Here is a 20,326-nt window from a genome sequence, read left to right as displayed (position 1 = left end):
AACGTATATTATAGTCACAACAAGAAAACAAAGGAAAGGCAGGCAGTACAAATGAAGCGGTTATTAATTGATTTTGTAAGACATAATTATAGAATAGAGCGAATGCAGCTTTGTTGCTGTTGTCGATGTTGTTAGAAATAAATTGAAATTGTAATAGATAAAAAGTTGATAAAAAGGAGATTAAAATTATGAGTAATTATAGATTTGAAACATTAGCACTTCACGTAGGACAGGAAAATCCAGATCCAGCATCTGATGCAAGAGCAGTACCTATTTACCAGACAACATCTTATGTGTTTAGAGACTCACAGCATGCAGCAGACAGATTTGGTCTTGCAGATGCAGGCAACATTTACGGAAGACTTACAAATTCAACACAGGGAGTTTTAGAAGCTAGAGTGGCAGCTATTGAAGGCGGTTCAGCAGCACTTGCAGTTGCATCTGGTGCAGCAGCTATCACTTATACAATCGAAGCACTTGCAGCAGGCGGCGGACACATCGTAGCACAGAAGACAATCTATGGTGGAAGCTATAACCTCTTAGCACACACACTTCCACAGTATGGTGTTACAGCAACATTTGTAGATGCTCACAATCTTAAAGAGGTTGAGGATGCAATTCAGGAAGACACAAAGGCAATCTACATCGAGACACTTGGCAATCCAAATTCAGATATTCCAGATATCGATGCAATCGCTGAAATCGCACATCGCCATGATCTTCCTCTGGTAGTTGATAACACATTTGGAGCAGCTTACTGGGTACGCCCAATTGAGCACGGCGCAGACATCGTAGTTCATTCAGCAACAAAGTTCTTTGGCGGACATGGAACAACACTTGGTGGTGTCATCGTAGAAGCTGGCACATATGACTGGAAGAAGAGCGGTAAGTTCCCTGCAATTGCTGAGCCCAACCCAAGCTACCATGGTATCTCATTTGCAGATGCAACTGCGCCAGCAGCGTTCGTTACATATATTAGAGCAATCCTTCTTCGTGATACAGGAGCTACAATTTCACCATTCAATGCATTCCTTCTTCTTCAGGGAATCGAGACATTACCACTTCGTCTCGACAGACATGCAGAGAATACAACAAAGGTTGTTGAGTTCCTGAAGAATCATCCAAAGGTTGCAAAGGTTAATCATCCTTCACTTGAGGATCATCCAGATCACGAATTATATAAGAAGTATTTCCCTAAGAATGGTGGAAGCATTTTCACATTTGAAATTAAGGGTGGCAAGGAAGCAGCATTTAAGTTTATCGACAATCTCAAGATTTTCTCAATCCTTGCAAATGTAGCTGATGTTAAGAGCCTTGTTATTCACCCAGCGACAACAACACATTCACAGCTCACAGAAGAGGAGCTACTTGATCAGGGCATTACACAGTCTACAATCAGACTCTCAATTGGAACAGAGCATATTGATGACATCATTGAGGATCTTGAGAATGGCTTTGCAGCAATCGAAGAAGAACACATTCAAGATGTTCAGAATGCAGAAAAAGGCTTTGCAGCCAGTGTTTAATAGTTATATAGTAATAGATAGAATTTAACGGATATGGAGGACCATGTTATGTCAAATATTTACAAGGGTGCAAGTGAGCTTATTGGAAACACTCCACTTGTTGAGGTTACAAACATTGAAAAGGAATTAGGACTTGAGGCTACAGTTTTAGTGAAGCTTGAGTACTTTAATCCAGCAGGTTCGGTAAAAGATAGAGTAGCACTTGCAATGATTGAGGACGCAGAAAAGAAGGGACTACTTAAGGAAGGCTCTGTAATTATCGAGCCAACATCAGGAAATACTGGTATTGGTCTTGCAGCTATTGCAGCAGCAAAGGGCTACCGTGCAATCCTTACTATGCCAGAGACAATGTCTGTTGAGCGTAGAAATATTCTTAAGGCATATGGTGCAGAAATCGTTCTTACAGAAGGTGCTAAGGGTATGAGGGGGGCAATCGCAAAGGCTGAGGAACTTGCAGCTGAAATCGAAGGCAGCTTTATTCCAGGTCAATTTGTAAATCCTGCAAATGCAGCAGCTCACCGCGAAACAACAGGCCCTGAGATCTGGAAAGACACAGATGGAAATGTAGATATCTTTATTGCAGGCGTAGGAACAGGTGGAACTGTTACAGGTGTTGGTGAGTACCTTAAGAGCCAGAATCCAAAGGTTAAGGTTGTTGCTTTAGAGCCAAAGGATTCACCAGTTCTTTCAGAGGGACGTGCTGGTGCCCACAAGATTCAGGGAATCGGTGCAGGTTTTGTTCCAGATGTACTTAACACAAAAATCTATGATGAGATATTTGTTGCAGATAGCGCAGATGCTTTTGAAGCTGCAAAGCTTCTTGCTAAGAAGGAAGGTATTTCAGTTGGAATCTCTTCTGGTGCAGCATTACATGGTGCAATTGAGCTTGCCAAAAAGCCAGAAAATAAGGGAAAGACAATCGTAGCTTTATTGCCAGATTCAGGTGACAGATATTACTCAACACCACTATTTACTGAATAATAAAAAGATAGGGCCAACCTCTTTTGTGGAGGTTGGCCCTTTGGTTATGTGAATATTATTGTAGAGGTCATTTTAAACTTCCATTATTCTTTTGAATGCTGGAACAATCTGAGCAACAACAACTGCTTTGACTAAATCTAGTGGAATGAAAGGAATGAATCCAGTTAAGAAGGCAGTCTTTAAATCATAATTCATTGAATGCTGTAACCAAAACATTCCGATTACATCTATTATAAGTACACCAATTATTCCGCAAATTGTATACCAGACACGGTTGTATTTCTTGCCACGGATAAGTGGAAGTACGATGAGTACAATTGGGAAAGCCCATGTATAGGCTCCGTAAGGTGCGATAAGGTATCCTACACCGCTACCGCCACCAATGAATACAGGAAGGCCAACGACTCCAAGTAAAAACCAAACAAGACCAATCAAGAATGACTCTGTTAGTGGAAATAGTAGTGCAATTAAGAAAAGAACAAAGTTCATAAGTGTAATCTTAGGTGCCATTGGAAGTGGTGTTGGTATGCTTAAATAAGCGGAAACGCAAAGTATTGCCGCAAATAATCCGCATATAACAAGGTGTTTAGTTGATAGTAATTGTTTTGATGATGTGGCTGTGTTGAAAGTGTTATCCATTATATATTCTCCTTGTGTGATTAGTAAATTTTTTAGCAACTATAGGATAATAAATCAGGTAACGATTGTCAACTTATAGTTTTACACAGGTTGACAATCTGAACGATTCGGTTAAGATATATAAATAAATTGATGTGTAAAAAAGGAGAATAATACTATGGAAATTAAGGCATTAACAGAAAAGATTATTTCAGGGGGAAGTATCACTAAGTCTGAGGCGCTGGAGCTTGTGAACGCGCCACTTGATGAGCTTTGTTATGAGGCAGATAGATTAAGAAAACATTTTAATGGTGATGAATTTGATATGTGTGCAATCCTTAGTGTTAAGGGAGGAAGATGTTCTGAAAACTGCAAATTCTGCGCCCAGTCTAGCTGCTCATCAGCTAGTATAGATTCATTTGAAGTACGAAATGAAGATTACGTGGCTGCAGATGCAAAAAAGTATGATGGCATTGGAGTGGCAAGGTATTGCCAGGTATCATCTGGCCGTAGACTCAATAAAAAGGAAGTGGCTCAGATTGCTGAAAATATAAAACGCATTGTTAAAGAAACTAATCTAAAGCCATGTGTGTCACTTGGGTTAATTGATAGAGAAGACCTTGAATTATTAAAGGAAGCAGGTCTTCAGAGAGTACACAATAATATTGAAAGTAGCCCTGAATTCTTTGGAAATCTCTGCAGTACTCATACTACAGACGACAAAATAAAGGTAATGAAGATGGTTCATGAGGCAGGCCTTGAGCTTTGCAGCGGCGGAGTTTTTGGTGTAGGGGAAAGCTGGCAGGATAGAATCGATATGGCATTTGCACTGACAGAAATTCAACCAGAGTCTATTCCTATTAATATGTTAAAGCCTATCCAGGGAACACCAATGGAAGATAGAGAAATGATTGGTGAGGATGAACTTCGTAGAATCATTGCTATTTTCAAATTCATTTTACCTAAGTCTTTTATCAGATTTGCAGCAGGCCGTGACGTACTCGAAGATTCCGGAATGAAGTGTTTTACAGGGGGCTGTAACGCCACTATCACTGGAAACATGCTAACTGTAAAAGGAGTATCCATGGAAGAAGACCTTAAGAATATTAAAGCACTGGGGTATAAGTTGGCATAAATTAAATCAGAATGGTTAAGCATTTAATATGTAGATTGAATGTTGATTATTTACATATCAGTCTTTTATTGTATTCAGATTTGATCCTATCTGCATCAAGATTATCCCAGCAAAGCAGACGCTCATAAATATTTGCTATCAGCTGGTTTTTACTGATGGGTGCATTCCCAGGAGAGTAGAGGGAGCCAACTATGTTCTGCAATTCTGTAGGAAAGGCGCTAATATCTGAATCAAAGTTAATTCCAATGCCAACAACAATCCATTGAACAAGTCCAGTCTCAAATTCGATGCCAGACTCTGTAAGTATTCCGCAGATTTTGCGGCCGTCAACAAAAAGGTCATTGATTGGCTTGATTTTGGGGTTGATTGAGCAGAGGTCATTAATGGCATTACAAACTGATACGCCAGTGTAGGCGGTTATAACATCAGGATCAAGGCAAGGAAGCTTTGATGGTGAGAGAATTATGCTCATGTATATACCACCGTCAGGTGAAAAAAAGTTATGCTCGCGGCGGCCTTTGCCTGATTCCTGCTTTTTAGCGATTACAAGAGTTCCGTGGGGACTACCAGCTATTGCCATTTCTTTGGCGGTTCTGTTGGTAGAAGCAAGGGAGTCATGTATGTAAATATTATCAGTGACATTTGAAATATCTGTATTTATATATGAAAGAATACCTTGCTTTGAAATGATGTCATTGCTTTGGGCTAACTGATAACCTTTATTGCTTACAGCATCAATTTGGTAACCTGATTTTCTTAATTCGTTTATGGCTTTCCAAATGGCATTACGTGATAAGCCAAGGGCGTTTGCCATAGCTTCGCCAGAAGTATATGTATCTTTATTTGTCTCTAGAAATGCTAGTATTTTCTCTTTTGAAGTCATGGGTTTCTCCTAATTACTGTGAATAACAATATTGTTTTCTCACTTTAAAGTGGTAAAGTTTACTAAACCATATACCAGTATTGTAGAAGTATTTATGCTATTTTGTCAAAGATATTAAAATGACTTTCAACTTTCTTGAATTTCACGCTTTAGTGTACTAAAATGTTACTATTATATAGAAGACTATCTAGGAGACAGAGTAATATGGCATACAAAATAGGTGTAATTAGGGGAGATGGAATAGGTCCGGAGGTTGTTACTGAGGCGGTTAAGGTATTAGATGCCATAGGAACAAAGTTCGGTCACGAATTCGAATATACTGAAATATTAATGGGCGGATGCTCAATTGATGCCACAGGTGAGCCACTTACCGATGAGGCAATCGAAGCAGCAAAGGCGTCACATGCAGTCCTCATGGGTTCGATTGGAGGCAACACTTCTACCAGTCCTTGGTATAAGCTTCCAGCAGATAAGCGTCCAGAAGCAGGACTTCTTAAGCTTAGAAAGAGTCTAAATCTATTTGCAAATCTCAGACCAGCATATTTATATGATGAATTGAAGGAAGCTTGTCCTCTTAGAGATGACATCATCGGTGATGGATTCGATATGATGATTATGAGAGAACTTACAGGTGGATTGTACTTTGGAGAACGCTCCACAAAAGAAGAAGATGGCCAGCTTGTTGCTCGTGACTCTTTGACATACACCGAGACAGAGATTCGACGTATTGCAAAGCGCGGATTTGATATTGCAATGAAGCGTCGCAAGAAGGTTACTTCTGTTGATAAAGCAAATGTCCTAGATTCGTCACGACTTTGGAGAAAGATAGTTGAGGAAGTTGCGGCAGATTATCCAGAAGTTGAATATGAGCACATGCTTGTTGATAACTGTGCAATGCAGCTGGTTAAGAATCCAGGTCAGTTTGATGTTATTCTTACAGAGAATATGTTTGGAGATATTTTAAGTGATGAGGCATCCATGGTTACCGGTTCAATTGGAATGCTTTCGTCAGCATCACTTAATGATACAAAGTTTGGTCTTTATGAACCATCAGGCGGAAGCGCTCCTGATATAGCAGGACAGGGTATCGCAAATCCGATAGCTACAATCCTATCGGCTGCAATGATGCTTCGCTACAGCTTCGACCTTGATGCTGAAGCCGATGCTATCGAAAATGCGGTAAAGCAGGTTCTTAAAGATGGCTATCGCACAATCGACATTATGCCTCGTGACGGCTCAGCCGTAACTCGCGTCGGCACCGTGGAGATGGGCGACTTAATCGTGGCTAACCTGTAGGTTATCTAGAATATACGCTTGTTACACTTTCAATCCTGAGATATTGCTCCGTCGAGCTGAAGAAAGCTCTCCTTGAGCAACACTCAGAGATTGATAGTTACAAGCTTACGATGAGAATACTTATAAGCGGCTACACAGTCTTGGCAGGCGCGAGCAAGAAGGCCCCATGGGAACAAAAGAGGGGACCCACGCCGGCGGGGAGTTTCTTTTGTTCCCAATGGGAGTTGGCTTGCGGGAGCATGGAAACGTAAAATGGCCGCGTTTATGAAAGGAGTCTAGAAATGAGAAGTGATAATGCAAGAGCTGGCATGCAGCAGGCACCAGCGCGTTCGTTGTTTAATGCACTTGGGTTTACATCAGAAGAAATGAAAAAGCCAATGGTTGGTATTGTATCTTCGTATAACGAAATCGTACCAGGCCATATGAATATTGATAAAATCGTGGATGCCGTAAAGCTTGGTGTTGCTGAGGCAGGCGGTGTTCCAGTTGTTTTCCCGGCAATCGCAGTTTGCGATGGTATTGCAATGGGACATATAGGAATGAAATATTCCCTTGTAACTCGTGATTTGATTGCTGACTCTACAGAGTGTATGGCACTTGCTCATCAGTTTGACGCGCTTGTTATGGTGCCAAACTGTGATAAGAATGTTCCAGGACTTCTTATGGCAGCAGCTCGTCTTGATCTTCCTACAGTATTTGTATCAGGTGGTCCAATGCTTGCAGGTCATGTGGGTGGTCAGAAGCGTTCGCTTTCTTCTATGTTTGAGGCAGTTGGCGCTCATGCTGCTGGCAATATGTCAGAGGAAGAGGTAGAGAACTTCGTAGAAAATGTTTGTCCTACATGCGGAAGCTGTTCGGGCATGTACACAGCTAATTCAATGAACTGCCTTACAGAGGCACTTGGTATGGGCTTGAGAGGAAACGGCACAATCCCAGCAGTATATTCAGAAAGAATCCGTCTTGCAAAGCGTGCTGGTTACGCTGTTATGGATATGTATAACAAGGGCATTACAGCTCGCCAGATTATGACAAAAGAAGCAGTCCTTAATGCTCTTACAGTAGATATGGCACTTGGTTGTTCTACAAACTCAATGCTTCATCTTCCAGCTATTGCACATGAGATTGGCTTTGATTTTGATATTGAATTCGCAAATCCGATATCAGAAAAAACTCCAAACCTTTGTCACCTTGCACCAGCAGGTCCTACATATATGGAAGACCTTAACGAGGCAGGCGGTGTATGGGCTGTAATGAAGGAGCTTGCAGACATCGGACTTCTCAACACAGACTGTTTGACAGTTACAGGAAAAACTGTTGGAGAAAATATCGCAAATGCGATAAACAAAAATCCAGAGGTTATCAGACCTGTGGATAACCCATATACAAAGACAGGTGGACTTGCAGTTCTTAAGGGAAATCTTGCACCAGACGGTTCTGTTGTAAAGCGTAGTGCTGTTGTTCCAGAGATGCTTGTTCACGAAGGTCCTGCCAGAGTCTTTGATTCAGAGGAAGATGCTATTGCAGCTATCAAGGGTGGCAAAATCGTTGAAGGTGATGTGGTAGTCATCCGCTATGAGGGACCAAAGGGGGGCCCAGGAATGAGAGAGATGCTCAATCCTACATCTGCAATTGCAGGTATGGGACTTGGCTCATCAGTTGCTCTTATCACTGATGGTCGTTTCTCAGGTGCCAGCCGTGGAGCTTCCATCGGGCATGTTTCGCCAGAGGCAGCCGTAGGTGGTCCTATCGCACTTGTAGAAGAAGGCGACATTATCGCCATCGATATACCAAATTACACAATGACACTTAAAGTTTCAGACGAAGAGCTTGCAGCCCGCAAGGCTAAGTGGCAACCACGCGAGCCTAAAGTAACCACAGGCTACCTTCGCCGCTACGCAGCTCAGGTAACCTCAGGAAACCGCGGTGCAATCCTTCGTACACCAGAATTCTAATAGCGCGGCTTCGTAGGTTTTCGTGCTCCCGCAGGGCACCCTCCGCACCTTCGCGAGGGTCCTACCGCCGGCGTAGGTCCTCCCTCGCTCGGCACGGTATCCCCTGCTCGCGCTTGCCTAGGTTGAGTAGCCGCAAGATTAGCTGAGCTGGCGGATTATATACATAATTAAGACTGTAGCTAACAAGCTATTATATTTCTTGAGCGGAGCTTTCTATGCGAAGCGAAGAAATCATAATGCTTGTGAGCGTAACAGTCGAAGGGGTGCTCGCGAACGTAGCCAGCGTATATACGATACGAGAAAGGTAAAGATATGTTATTAAATGGTTCAGAGATAATAATTGAATGTTTGAAAGAACAAGGGGTAGATACAGTATTTGGTTATCCTGGTGGGGCAATCCTTAATCTTTATGATGAGCTTTATAAGCATAAGGATGAGATTCATCATGTACTTACAAGCCACGAACAGGGGGCTGCACATGCAGCTGATGGATACGCAAGGTCTACCGGCAAGGTAGGTGTATGCTTTGCAACAAGTGGCCCTGGTGCAACAAACCTTGTTACAGGAATTGCTACAGCTCACATGGATTCAGTTCCTTTGATTGCAATCACATGTAATGTAAATGTTTCTTTGCTTGGAAAAGATTCATTTCAGGAGATTGATATTTCAGGCATCACAATGCCTATAACAAAGCATAATTTTATTGTTAAAGATATAAAAGATTTGGCAGAGACAATTCGTAGAGCTTTCGTCATTGCAAAGAGCGGACGTCCTGGCCCAGTTCTTATTGATGTGCCAAAGGATGTTACAGACTTAAAGAAAAAATGTGAGTTTATGCCAATGAAGCCTATTCCTGTAGGTCGAGTTAAGAAGAGCATTACAGAGGCTGCATTGGTAGAAGCTGTAAATATGATAAAGAAGGCAAAGAAGCCAGTAGTATTTGTTGGCGGTGGTGCTGTAATTGCAGGAGCAGCTAAAGAGCTTAAGAAATTTGTTGAGCTTGTTGATGCCCCAGTGTGCGACACACTTATGGGAAAAGGCGCCTTCAATGGTACTGATGAGAGATACCTTGGGATGTTAGGTATGCATGGCTGCAAAGCTTCTAACTTAAGCGTTTCTGAGTGTGATTTGCTTATCGCTATTGGAACAAGATTCTCAGATAGAGTCCTTGGTAATCCAGAAAAGTTTGCAAGCAACGCTAAGATTTTACAGTTTGATGTGGATCCAGCGGAAATCAATAAAAATATAATGACAGATCATTCAATCATAGGTGATGTTAAAGAAATCTTATCTAGAATGAATAAGATTCTTGACGAGCAGAATCATGAAGCTTGGATGAAGCACACTAAAGAGCTTTCAGAAAAGTATCCACTTGTGGTTCCAGCTGAAGGTCTTTCAGGTCAGTTTATTGTTGCTGAAACATATCGTCAGACTAAGGGTGATGCAATTATCACTACAGAAGTCGGCCAGCATCAAATGTGGGCGGCTCAGTATTATAAATATAAGAAACCACATCAGTTACTTACATCAGGTGGTCTTGGAACAATGGGCTATGGCCTTGGAGCAGCTATTGGAGCCAAGACAGGAAATCCAGATAAAAAAGTAATTAATATTGCTGGTGATGGTTGCTTTAGAATGAACATGAACGAGATGGCGACTGCATCTCGAGAAAAACTTCCTATTATAGAGATTGTTGTTAACAATCATGTACTTGGAATGGTACGACAGTGGCAGACAATTTTCTATAACAAGCATTATTCTGCAACAGTCCTCGATGACGGAGTGGATTATGTTATGTTAGCCGAGGCTATGGGGGCTAAGGGAATTAGAGTTACTACTCAAGAAGAATTCAGATCGGCTCTTAAGGAGGCGCTGTCCTCCGAGAAGCCTGTGCTCATTGACTGTATCATCAATTCTGATGACAAAGTATGGCCAATGGTAGCACCGGGCGCACCTATCAACGAATTTTTCGAAGAAGATTAACTCTAAAGAAAAGGAGAAAGAATAATGAGCAGAGTTTACAATTTTAGTGCAGGACCAGCAGTTTTACCAGAGGAGGTCCTAAGAGAAGCAGCGGATGAAATGCTAGATTACAAGGGCTGTGGCATGTCTGTAATGGAGATGAGCCACCGTTCAAAGGTTTTTGATGACATTATCAAAGAGGCAGAAGCTGATATTAGAACTCTTATGAACATCCCTGATAACTATAAGGTTCTTTTCCTTCAGGGAGGAGCAAGCCAGCAGTTTGCAGCAATTCCTATGAACCTTATGAAGAATAAGAAAGCTGGCTATATCATCACAGGACAGTGGGCAAAGAAGGCGTATCAGGAAGCAAAGATGTATGGTGAGGCAGTAGAGCTTGCATCATCAGCTGACGAAACATTCAGCTATATTCCAGATTGTTCAGACCTTCCTATTACAGATGATATGGATTATGTGTATATCTGTGAGAACAACACAATCTATGGCACAAAGTTTAAGACTCTTCCAAATACAAAGGGGAAAGATTTGGTAGCTGACGTAAGTTCATGCTTCCTTTCAGAGCCAGTTGATGTTACAAAGTACGGCATCATCTATGGTGGCGTTCAGAAGAATGTAGGACCAGCAGGTATGGTTATCGTAATTATCAGAGAGGATCTTATCCGCGATGATGTACTTCCAGGCACACCTACAATGCTTAAATACAAGACACAGGCAGACAATGACAGCCTTTACAATACACCTCCATGCTACGATATCTACATTTGTGGCAAGGTGTTCAAGTGGCTTCTTAAAAACGGCGGCCTTTCAGCTATGAAGGAGCTTAACGAGAAGAAGGCTAAGATTTTATATGATTATCTTGATTCTTCAAAGCTTTTCAAGGGTACAGTAAGAAAAGAAGATCGTTCTCTTATGAACGTACCATTTGTTACTGGAAACGAAGAGCTTGATGCTAAGTTTGTAAAAGAGGCAACAGCAGCAGGTTTTGTAAACCTTAAGGGACACAGAACTGTTGGTGGTATGCGCGCTTCTATTTACAATGCTATGCCAATCGAAGGTGTAGAGAAGCTTGTTGAGTTTATGCGTAATTTTGAAGAGGCAAATTCATAAGAGATTTAGATGAGCAAGTAGGAAACAAGCTCTTTGATTTCTCAAGCGAAACATGCTAGTTGAGCGGAGAAATGCTAAGGCTTGTTTCTGTAACTTGCAAATTACAGGAGGTCATATAGAATGTTTACATATAATTGCTTAAATCCAATTTCTGATAAGGGACTTACAAACTTTTCTACAGATTATAAGAAGGTAGAGAATATCAGCGATGCTGAGGCATGCTTAGTACGTTCAGCTGCTATGCATGACATGGAGCTTGGCAAAAAGCTTGCTTGTATCGCTCGTGCTGGCGCAGGTGTTAATAACATCCCTCTTGATAAGTGCGCAGAGGAAGGTATCGTTGTTTTCAACACTCCAGGTGCTAACGCAAATGGTGTAAAGGAGCTTGTTTTTGCAGGAATGCTTCTTGCATCACGTGATATCGTTGGCGGTATCAATTGGGTTCTTGAAAATCAGTCAGATGAAAATATAGGAAAGACAGCTGAAAAGGCAAAGAAAGCTTTTGCAGGTACAGAAATTGCAGGCAAAAAGCTTGGTGTTATTGGTCTTGGCGCTATCGGTGTTAAGGTTGCAAATGATGCAAATCGACTAGGCATGGAAGTGCTCGGCTATGACCCATATATTTCGGTTAATGCAGCATGGAATCTTTCTAGAAATGTTAAGCATGTTACAAACGTAGAAGAAATCTACAAAGAATGTGATTTCATTACAGTTCATGTTCCACTTCTTGATGCTACAAAGGGCATGATTAATAAAGAAGCTGTTCAGATGATGAAGAAGGGCGTAGTTATTCTTAACTTTGCTAGAGATTTACTTGTTGATGAGCAGGCTGTTATGAACGGAATCGAATCAGGCAAGATTCGTCATTATGTTACAGACTTTGCTAATCCAACGGTTGCTGGCAAGAAGGGTGTTATTTGTACACCTCATCTTGGTGCATCTACAGAAGAAGCAGAAGATAACTGTGCAATCATGGCAGTTAAAGAAGTTATGGATTACATGGAAAATGGTAACATCTGCCATTCTGTAAACTATCCAGATTGCGATATGGGAATCTGCCAGACAGAGAGCCGTGTAGCTATTCTTCATAAGAATAAGGCAGGCCTTATCGCTTCATTTACAACAATCCTCAGTAAGGATGATGTAAACGTAGAAGATATGACCAACAAGAGCCGTGGTGACTTCGCATATACGTTACTTGATCTTGGAACAAAGCTTACTGATGCGCAGATAGCAGAAATTGAGAAGGTTGATGGAGTAATCAAAGTTAGGGTGGTTAAATAATGGCATATATAGTTCCATTTCCAGCGGTAAGACCAACAAAGGAAGAAGCTGCAAAGATTGCAGCGCTTCCTTATGATGTATACAGTAGAGCAGAAGCCTACGAAAAAGTTAAAGAGCAGCCAGATTCTTTTCTAGCAATAGATAGACCTGAGACTCAGTTCGCGCCTGATGTTGATATGTATTCTGACGAGGTCTATGAGAAAGCTGCCAGCATGCTTCAGGAATGGGTTGCTCAAGGGAGATTTATTCAAGACGAGCAATACTTCTATTATGTATATGAGCTTACGATGGATGGCCGTTCACAGACGGGGATTGTTGCTTGCGCTTCAATAGATGATTATCTTAATGGTGTAATCAAAAAGCATGAAAATACCAGGGAAGAGAAGGAGCAGGACAGAATTCGTCATGTAGACACTTGCAGTGCACAGACTGGACCTATTTTCCTTGCATATAGAAGTGATGCTACCATAAATAGCATAGTTGCAAAGGCAAAAAGCAGACTTCCAATTTATGATTTTGTAGCGGAAGATGGAATTGGACATCGCTGCTGGGTTATTGATGATAAAGTGACCTGTGCCCTACTTGCAACAACATTTGACAAGATGGATTCGATTTATATTGCAGATGGACATCATAGAGCTGCTAGCGCAGTAAAGGTGGGCTTGAAACGCCGCCAGGAGAATCCAGGTTATAAGGGAGACGAACCATATAATTTCTTTTTATCAGTGCTCTTTCCAGATGATGAGCTTAAAATCTATGATTACAACAGAGTTGTAAAGGATTTAAACGGGCTTGCGGAAGATGAATTCTTGATGGAACTTGAGAATATAGCGGACATTCTCAAGACATCAGATACACCAATTCGCCCTGATAAAAAAGGACAATTTAGCATGTACATGGATGGTACATGGTACCTTCTTCAGGTGCTTGAAGAATTCACTAGCGATGACCCAGTAGAAGGTCTTGATGTTTCATTATTACAAAATCTAGTGTTAGAGCCATTACTTGGAATCGATGATCCAAAGACAAGCGATAGAATTGACTTTGTCGGCGGTATCAGAGGCCTCGAAGAGCTTGAAAGACGCTGTGCTACAGATTGCAAGGTTGCATTTGCAATGTATCCTACAAGTATTACAGAATTATTTGATGTGGCAGATGCAGGACTTTTGATGCCACCAAAGTCTACTTGGTTTGAGCCAAAGCTTAGAAGTGGACTGTTTATACATTTGATATAAGACGAGCGGTAGATTTCTACCGCTTTTTTCATGCCCTAAAGTGTGATATAATTTAACGGATTGTAACGAAGAGGGAGGATTTATGATGTTATTACTTACAGCAGATACAGCGGCACCTTTACCAGAAGATTTGGTTGAAGATATTCAAAAAGGCGTAATTCAGCAGCAGCTAGAAAGCTTGATTCCAAAGTTTTGGAGCTTTTTATGGTGCGCAGTTTTAGCGATAGTTGTATTTTTTATTGGTACAAGAATTATAAAGGCTATTATAAAGATTTTTCATAAGGCGATGAGCCTTAAGGACGTAGATCCTGGTGTTGAGACATTCCTAGAGTCTGTTCTCAGATGGATTATGTACATCATTCTTATTACTATAATCCTTGGATTGTTTGGCGTTACCACCACATCTATCTCTGCGGCAGTTGCAGGTCTTGGTGTGACAATTGGTTTAGCGTTGCAGGGAGCACTTTCAAATTTTGCAGGAGGCATTCTTATTCTTTTGATGCATCCATTCAAAGTAGGGGATTACATTATTGAGCATGCAACTGGCCAGGAAGGCACAGTTAGCAGAATCAATATCATCTACACAACACTTAAGATGGTTGATGGTAGATTAGTTCAGATACCAAATGGTACACTTTCAGCAGCTTCTCTTACAAACTGCACAGCCCAGGAGTATAGGCTTTTCAACGAAACAGTTGGAATCAGTTATGACAGTGATATCAAGAGAGCAAAGGAAATTCTTCAGGATATTGCAGAGAAGACTGAGCATAGATTAGAGCTTGCACCAATACAGACATTCGTTGCGGACTTATCTGATAGTTCTGTTAAGATTGGGCTTCGTTTTGCAGTAGCCACTAGCCAGTATTGGCCTGTAAAATGGGAAACACTTGAAGAAATTAAAAGAAGATTTGATGAAGCTGATATAGAGATTTGCTTCAATCAGCTTGATGTAAATTTAAAACAATTATAATTGGGGAATTAGAAAGGCATAATTTTGAACAAAGCATACGAGTTACTTAAAGAAGAAAAGTTGGAGGGGCTTGATTCTTTAGGATTTATTTTTGAACACAAGAAAACAAAGGCTAGAATCTGTTTCATATCAAACGATGACACAAACAAGGTCTTTTACATAGGTTTCAGAACACCTCCAAAGGATTCCACTGGTGTTGCACATATTGTTGAGCACACAGTTCTTTGCGGGTCTGATAAATATCCGGTGAAGGATCCTTTTGTGGAGCTTGTTAAGGGAAGTCTTAACACCTTCCTTAATGCTATGACATATCCAGATAAGACAGTTTATCCTATTGCCAGCACAAATGATGCTGACTATATGAATCTTATCGATGTATATATGGATGCAGTTTTCCATCCAAATATCTACAAATACCGTGAGATATTTGAGCAGGAGGGATGGCATTACGAGATGGAAAATCCTGAAAGCGATTTAACCATCAACGGTGTTGTATACAACGAAATGAAGGGCGCTTATTCATCTCCTGATGATGTACTATCTAGGCAAATCCTTAATTCACTGTTCCCAGAGACTACTTATGCCATAGAATCTGGCGGTGATCCAAAGGTTATTCCAAGTCTTACTTATGAGGATTTTTTAGCTTTCCATAGCAAATACTATCATCCAAGCAATTCCTATATCTACGTATATGGAGATGTTGATATTGATGAAATATTAGAATATTTGGATAAAAAATACCTTAGACACTACGATTATCTTGAAGTAGATTCTGAGATACAGATGCAGAAGCCATTTGATAAGCCGGTAGAGCTTACTATCGATTATCCAATTGGTGCAGATCAGGATGTTAAGAACAATGCGTATCTTTCATATAATGTCTGCATAGGTGACGTTTTAGATCCTAATATGTACAGAGCCTTTGATATTCTCAATTATGCTCTTGTATCGGCACCAGGAGCTCCGCTTTATAAGGCGCTTATCGATGCTAATATTGCAGAAGATGTGGAGTGCTCATTTGAATCTTCTCAGCGACAGATGTACTTTTCAATTGTTGCCAGAGGTGCAAATGAAGAAGATAAGGATAAATTCGTAAACATAATCGAAACTACTCTTAAGAATGAAATTGCAAAGAGTATCGATAAAAAGACATTGTTTGCCGCAATTAACGGAGAACAGTTTAGGGCCAGAGAGCTTGATTTTGGTAGCGCACCAAAGGGGCTTATTATAGGACTTCAGTTGCTTGACAGTTGGCTCTACGATAAGAATAGACCGTTCCTACACCTGCATGCTGTTGAGATTTTAGATAAAATTAAAACTAGAGTTGATAATGGTCTTTTTGATTATATTGCAGATGTTTATTTGCTTTCAAACAATCATAAATCAATTGTAACTCTCAGACCAAAGCAGGGACTTACAGCAAGGGATGACGAGGAGCTTAAGAGCAAGCTTGCTGCTAAGAAGGCCTCACTTTCAAAGGAAGAGATTGATGAGATTGTTAAGCATACAGCTTATCTTAAGGAATATCAGCAGACTCCAAGCTCAAAGGAAGATTTAGCAAAGATTCCTATGCTTAGCCGTTTTGATCTTACTAGAGAGGCTCGTCCGATTGATTTGGCTGAGTATGATGAGGATGGTACTACGATTCTACATCATAAAGTTAGCACTAATGGCATCCATTATTTTAATATGGTGTTTGATATAAGTGATATGCCACTTTCTGAGGTGCCTTATGTATCTCTATTAGAAAGATTCATAGGCTTGCTTGATACAGAGCATTATACTTATGCAGATTTCACTAATGAAATGTATCTGCATACAGGTGGTATCAACACAACTACAGCAGTTCATGAAATCTTTAATGATCACGAAAAGGTTTGTTTAACATTTGAGGTTCGTTCTAAATTCATTTATGAAGAGGCGGACAGTGCTTGTGACTTGGCACTCGAGATGCTTTGTCACACCAAATTTAGTGATGAGAAGAGACTAAGAGAACTCATTACTGCTGAGAAGTCTCATATGGAATATATTCTTAATTCCCGAGGCAACCAGGTTGCTGCAACAAGAGCAAGAAGCGGTTTCTCTAGAAAAGCTAACATTTCAGATTTGGCAAATGGAGTTAGATTCTATAGATTCCTAGTGGATCTGGAAGAAAACTTTGATAATAAAAAAGATGAAATTATATCTAAACTTAACAAGCTGTGCAAAATCATATTTGCTAAGGATAGACTGATAATTTCCTCTACAGGAAAGACTGAGGTGCTTAGTCAGGCTAGAAGGCTTGTCAACGAAATAAAACCAAAACTGGCACAGGAGAAGCTACCATTTGAAGGAGAAGATACATTTGAAGTTCATTCCGTAAAAGAAGCTCTGAAAGATGCATCTCAGATTCAGTACGTAGCAATGGCTGGAGATTTTGTTAAAGCAGGATTTAAGTATAATGGAGCTTTCAAGCTATTAAATACTATTTTGGGTTACGATTACTTCTGGATAAAAGTCAGAGTACAGGGCGGAGCATATGGCTGTAATATGAATTCTAGCCGTCAGGGCGATATGGTATTTGTTTCTTATCGCGACCCTAACCTTAAGGAGACCTTGAAGGTATTTGAGGAGACTGGCGATTATTTACGCAACTTTGATGTAGATGACAGAGATATGACAAAATATATCATCGGTACTGTAAGTGGCATGGATACACCACTTACTCCATCCCAGAGAGGATTGCGCGGCTTAAATTGTTATCTTTCAGGTATTACATATGAGGATTTACAACGTACTAGAAACGAAGTTCTTGATGCAACAGTGGATGATATCAGAGCTTTAGCTGAACCGGTTGATGCAGCAATGAAACAGCGCTATATTTGTGTTGTGGGTAACGAATCGGTTGTGGAAGCCAACAAAGATATATTTGATAATATAGGAGCATTATATGAATAATTTTAAATCAGGTTTTGTTACAATTGTAGGACGTCCAAACGTGGGCAAAAGTACTCTTATGAATCATATTATTGGTCAGAAGATTGCTATTACAAGTAACAAGCCACAAACAACAAGAAATCGCATTCAGACTGTATATACAGATGAGAATGTGGGACAGATTGTTTTCCTTGATACACCAGGTATGCATCAGGCAAAGAATAAGCTTGGTGAGTACATGATGTCTGCAGCTAAGGGCACAATCAACGATGTTGATTTGATTCTTTGGCTTATTGAGCCAGACACAAAGGTAGGCGCAGGTGATAAGAAAATTGCAGAGCTTTTATCCACAGTAGAAGCGCCTGTTATCCTTGTTATCAACAAAATTGACATGGCAGATGGTGCAAAAGTTGGTGAGACAATTCAGGCATTCAAGGATTTATGCGATTTTATAGAGGTTGTACCTGTTTCTGCATTGCACGGAGAAGGCTGCGACGATTTACTTTCTACAATATTTAAACATTTGCCTGAAGGACCTGCATTTTATGATGAGGAGACAGTTACTAATCAGACATTACGTGAAATCACTGCAGAAATCATTCGTGAGAAATCTCTTCATGCACTTAACGATGAGGTGCCACACGGTATCGCAATTCTTATTGATAGCATGAAAGAGCGTCCTGGCAAAAGACCTATGTGGGATATTGAAGCAACAATAGTCTGCGAAAAAAATTCTCACAAAGGTATTATTATAGGAAAGGGTGGTGCCATGATTAAAAAGATTGGTACAAATTCCCGCTATGAAATAGAAAAGCTTTTGGATGCAAAGGTAAATCTTAAGCTATTTGTTAAGGTTAAGAAAGACTGGAGAGATAGTGATTTCGAGCTCAAGAGCTTTGGATACAAAAAAGAGGACTTAAACTAAATGGGACTGGTTACGCTGACAGGATTGGTGCTTTCTGTCTCTGATGTTGGAGAATTCGACAAACGAATGGTAATTCTTACCAAAGAGGCTGGCAGGGTTACAGCCTTCGCTAAAGGAGCCAGAAGGCCGAATAATCCACTCATTGCAGCCTGCTCACCATTTTGTTTTGGTGTATTTGATGCATTTGAGGGTCGCAACTCTTATCATATCAGCAAGGCCAACATATCTAACTACTTTAGAGATTTGGCTACAGATTACGATAAGGTATGCCTTGGTTCATATTTTTTAGAGGTCGCTGATTTTTTATCTGTAGAAGGTGTTGATGAGAGAAATCGTCTGGCTCTTTTATATCAGAGTTTAAAGGCTGTAGAATCTGGAAAGTTTAGTCACAGATTACTTAGAGACATATACGATTTAAAGACATGGGTCATCGATGGAGAGTATCCAAACGTCTTTAGTTGCATGTGCTGTGACAAAAAAGAAAATCTATATGCATTTTCCTTGAAAAGACATGGAATGATATGTAAAGAGTGTTCTTTAAAAGAAGCTGGAACAGAAATATCAGCTTCTACTTTGTATGCAATGCAATTTATTGTTTCCTCAAGCGTCGAAAAGTTGTATACTTTTGTGTTGAATAGTGAAACTGAAGAAGAATTGACTAGAATTTTGGACGCCTATAGATTAAACTATAGGTCGCACAAATATAAGAGTGAGGTTTTTTTATGACAAGTAATAGGCCATCCCAGGGAAGTGGCATGCGCTCTAGAAATAATGCTAGCAGGCCTAGAAATGGAGTCGCGTCTAAGGAGCTCCAGGAAGCAAGACGCAGACGCAGACAGCGAGAGGTTATGCGCAATCGTATAATACTTGGTGCTTGTTTAGCTTTGATTCTGGCACTTATTATATTCCTTGTGGTAAAGGTTTTTGGCTTTGTATTTAATCTTGGTAAGTCAGCTGATACATCTACTCTTACAATTAAGGAAGATGGAAGTGTAGTATTTGAAGAAGTTACAGATTTTGATGAATCTGTATATTCTAAATCTGATCTTAAGGCTTACACTAAGGATTTGATTTCAAGCTTTAATGAAACAAATGGAAAGAATGCTGTTAGCTTAGATAAATTATCTGTAAAAGGAGATGTGGCATACATAAAGACCACATACAAGGATGCAGCTTGCTATAGTTCGTTTACATCCTATGAGACATATGCAGGTTCATATGAAGATGCTGTCAGCGCAGGCTATGATTTTGCTACATTATATAGCCAGGTTGCCGATGATGCATTATTAGAGGCTGATACCGTTGATGCTGCTTCAGTATTTGCAGGTTCTCAGGTTGTAGTTGTAAATGAAAATGTTACCGTTAATGTCCCAGGCACAATCACCTACGTTTCAACAGCAAATGTAGAGCTGATTGACTCAGATACACTTGCTATTTCACAGGCAGATGGTAATGAGGATGCTTCTGACATGGTTTTCATTATATATAAAGCAAATTAGAAGGGAATAAATCTAT

At 40.4% G+C, this 20,326-nt stretch carries 16 protein-coding genes; 14 read left to right on the top strand and 2 right to left on the bottom strand.

Annotated features, from left to right (window positions below):
- Positions 1–188 precede the first annotated feature (188 nt).
- Positions 189–1,526, top strand: a complete 1,338-nt coding sequence (locus T498_RS14855; RefSeq protein WP_051524592.1) for an O-acetylhomoserine aminocarboxypropyltransferase/cysteine synthase family protein — start codon at positions 189–191, stop codon at positions 1,524–1,526.
- A gap of 48 nt (positions 1,527–1,574) precedes the next feature.
- A complete protein-coding gene (gene cysK, locus T498_RS0104500; RefSeq protein ID WP_028234893.1) occupies positions 1,575–2,507 on the top strand; it encodes a cysteine synthase A in 933 nt (310 codons plus the stop codon).
- Between the two features lie 72 nt (positions 2,508–2,579).
- On the opposite strand, the gene T498_RS0104495 is transcribed toward cysK, so the two are convergent.
- Positions 2,580–3,146 carry a biotin transporter BioY gene (locus T498_RS0104495; RefSeq protein ID WP_028234892.1) on the bottom strand — a complete coding sequence of 189 codons (567 nt, stop codon included), beginning with the start codon at positions 3,144–3,146 and terminating at the stop codon, positions 2,580–2,582.
- Between the two features lie 157 nt (positions 3,147–3,303).
- On the opposite strand from T498_RS0104495, the gene bioB reads away from it, so the two are divergent.
- Positions 3,304–4,260, top strand: coding sequence for a biotin synthase BioB (bioB, locus tag T498_RS0104490; RefSeq protein WP_028234891.1), 957 nt, complete (start codon positions 3,304–3,306; stop codon positions 4,258–4,260).
- Positions 4,261–4,306: 46 nt separating this feature from the next.
- Here bioB and T498_RS14850 read toward each other — a convergent pair whose 3' ends face one another.
- Positions 4,307–5,143 (bottom strand): biotin--[acetyl-CoA-carboxylase] ligase, encoded by an 837-nt coding sequence (locus tag T498_RS14850; RefSeq protein ID WP_051524591.1) that lies wholly within the window; start codon positions 5,141–5,143, stop codon positions 4,307–4,309.
- A 204-nt stretch (positions 5,144–5,347) separates the two neighbouring features.
- Here T498_RS14850 and leuB point away from each other — a divergent pair, with 204 nt between their 5' ends.
- From leuB to T498_RS0104430, 11 genes are all read left to right on the top strand, one after another.
- A complete protein-coding gene (gene leuB, locus T498_RS0104480) occupies positions 5,348–6,439 on the top strand; it encodes a 3-isopropylmalate dehydrogenase (RefSeq protein ID WP_028234890.1) in 1,092 nt (363 codons plus the stop codon).
- Positions 6,440–6,720: 281 nt separating this feature from the next.
- Positions 6,721–8,391 (top strand): dihydroxy-acid dehydratase, encoded by a 1,671-nt coding sequence (gene ilvD, locus T498_RS0104475; protein WP_028234889.1) that lies wholly within the window; start codon positions 6,721–6,723, stop codon positions 8,389–8,391.
- 312 nt (positions 8,392–8,703) lie between these two features.
- A complete protein-coding gene (gene ilvB / locus T498_RS0104470) occupies positions 8,704–10,374 on the top strand; it encodes a biosynthetic-type acetolactate synthase large subunit (RefSeq protein WP_028234888.1) in 1,671 nt (556 codons plus the stop codon).
- Between the two features lie 24 nt (positions 10,375–10,398).
- Positions 10,399–11,481 carry a 3-phosphoserine/phosphohydroxythreonine transaminase gene (gene serC, locus T498_RS0104465; protein WP_028234887.1) on the top strand — a complete coding sequence of 361 codons (1,083 nt, stop codon included), beginning with the start codon at positions 10,399–10,401 and terminating at the stop codon, positions 11,479–11,481.
- Positions 11,482–11,601: 120 nt separating this feature from the next.
- The gene (locus T498_RS0104460) at positions 11,602–12,765 is read left to right on the top strand and encodes a 3-phosphoglycerate dehydrogenase family protein (RefSeq protein WP_028234886.1); all 1,164 of its coding nucleotides are present in this window, start codon (positions 11,602–11,604) and stop codon (positions 12,763–12,765) included.
- Positions 12,765–14,000, top strand: a complete 1,236-nt coding sequence (locus tag T498_RS0104455; RefSeq protein ID WP_028234885.1) for a DUF1015 domain-containing protein — start codon at positions 12,765–12,767, stop codon at positions 13,998–14,000. The genes T498_RS0104460 and T498_RS0104455 overlap by 1 nt, the downstream gene beginning before the upstream one ends.
- An 82-nt stretch (positions 14,001–14,082) precedes the next feature.
- Positions 14,083–14,970 carry a mechanosensitive ion channel family protein gene (locus T498_RS0104450; RefSeq protein WP_028234884.1) on the top strand — a complete coding sequence of 296 codons (888 nt, stop codon included), beginning with the start codon at positions 14,083–14,085 and terminating at the stop codon, positions 14,968–14,970.
- A gap of 24 nt (positions 14,971–14,994) precedes the next feature.
- Positions 14,995–17,907 carry an insulinase family protein gene (locus T498_RS0104445; protein ID WP_242839203.1) on the top strand — a complete coding sequence of 971 codons (2,913 nt, stop codon included), beginning with the start codon at positions 14,995–14,997 and terminating at the stop codon, positions 17,905–17,907.
- The gene (gene era, locus T498_RS0104440) at positions 17,900–18,811 is read left to right on the top strand and encodes a GTPase Era (RefSeq protein ID WP_028234882.1); all 912 of its coding nucleotides are present in this window, start codon (positions 17,900–17,902) and stop codon (positions 18,809–18,811) included. The genes T498_RS0104445 and era overlap by 8 nt, the downstream gene beginning before the upstream one ends.
- A complete protein-coding gene (gene recO / locus T498_RS0104435; RefSeq protein WP_028234881.1) occupies positions 18,812–19,537 on the top strand; it encodes a DNA repair protein RecO in 726 nt (241 codons plus the stop codon).
- A complete protein-coding gene (locus T498_RS0104430) occupies positions 19,534–20,310 on the top strand; it encodes a hypothetical protein (protein WP_028234880.1) in 777 nt (258 codons plus the stop codon). Before recO ends, T498_RS0104430 begins: the two co-directional genes overlap by 4 nt.
- Positions 20,311–20,326 lie beyond the last annotated feature (16 nt).

Source organism: Pseudobutyrivibrio sp. MD2005 (genome assembly GCF_000621865.1).
In the GTDB taxonomy this organism is placed as follows: domain Bacteria; phylum Bacillota; class Clostridia; order Lachnospirales; family Lachnospiraceae; genus Pseudobutyrivibrio.
The sequence above is the reverse complement of the archived record's forward strand: the minus strand, read 5'-3'. Positions and strand labels throughout refer to the sequence as shown.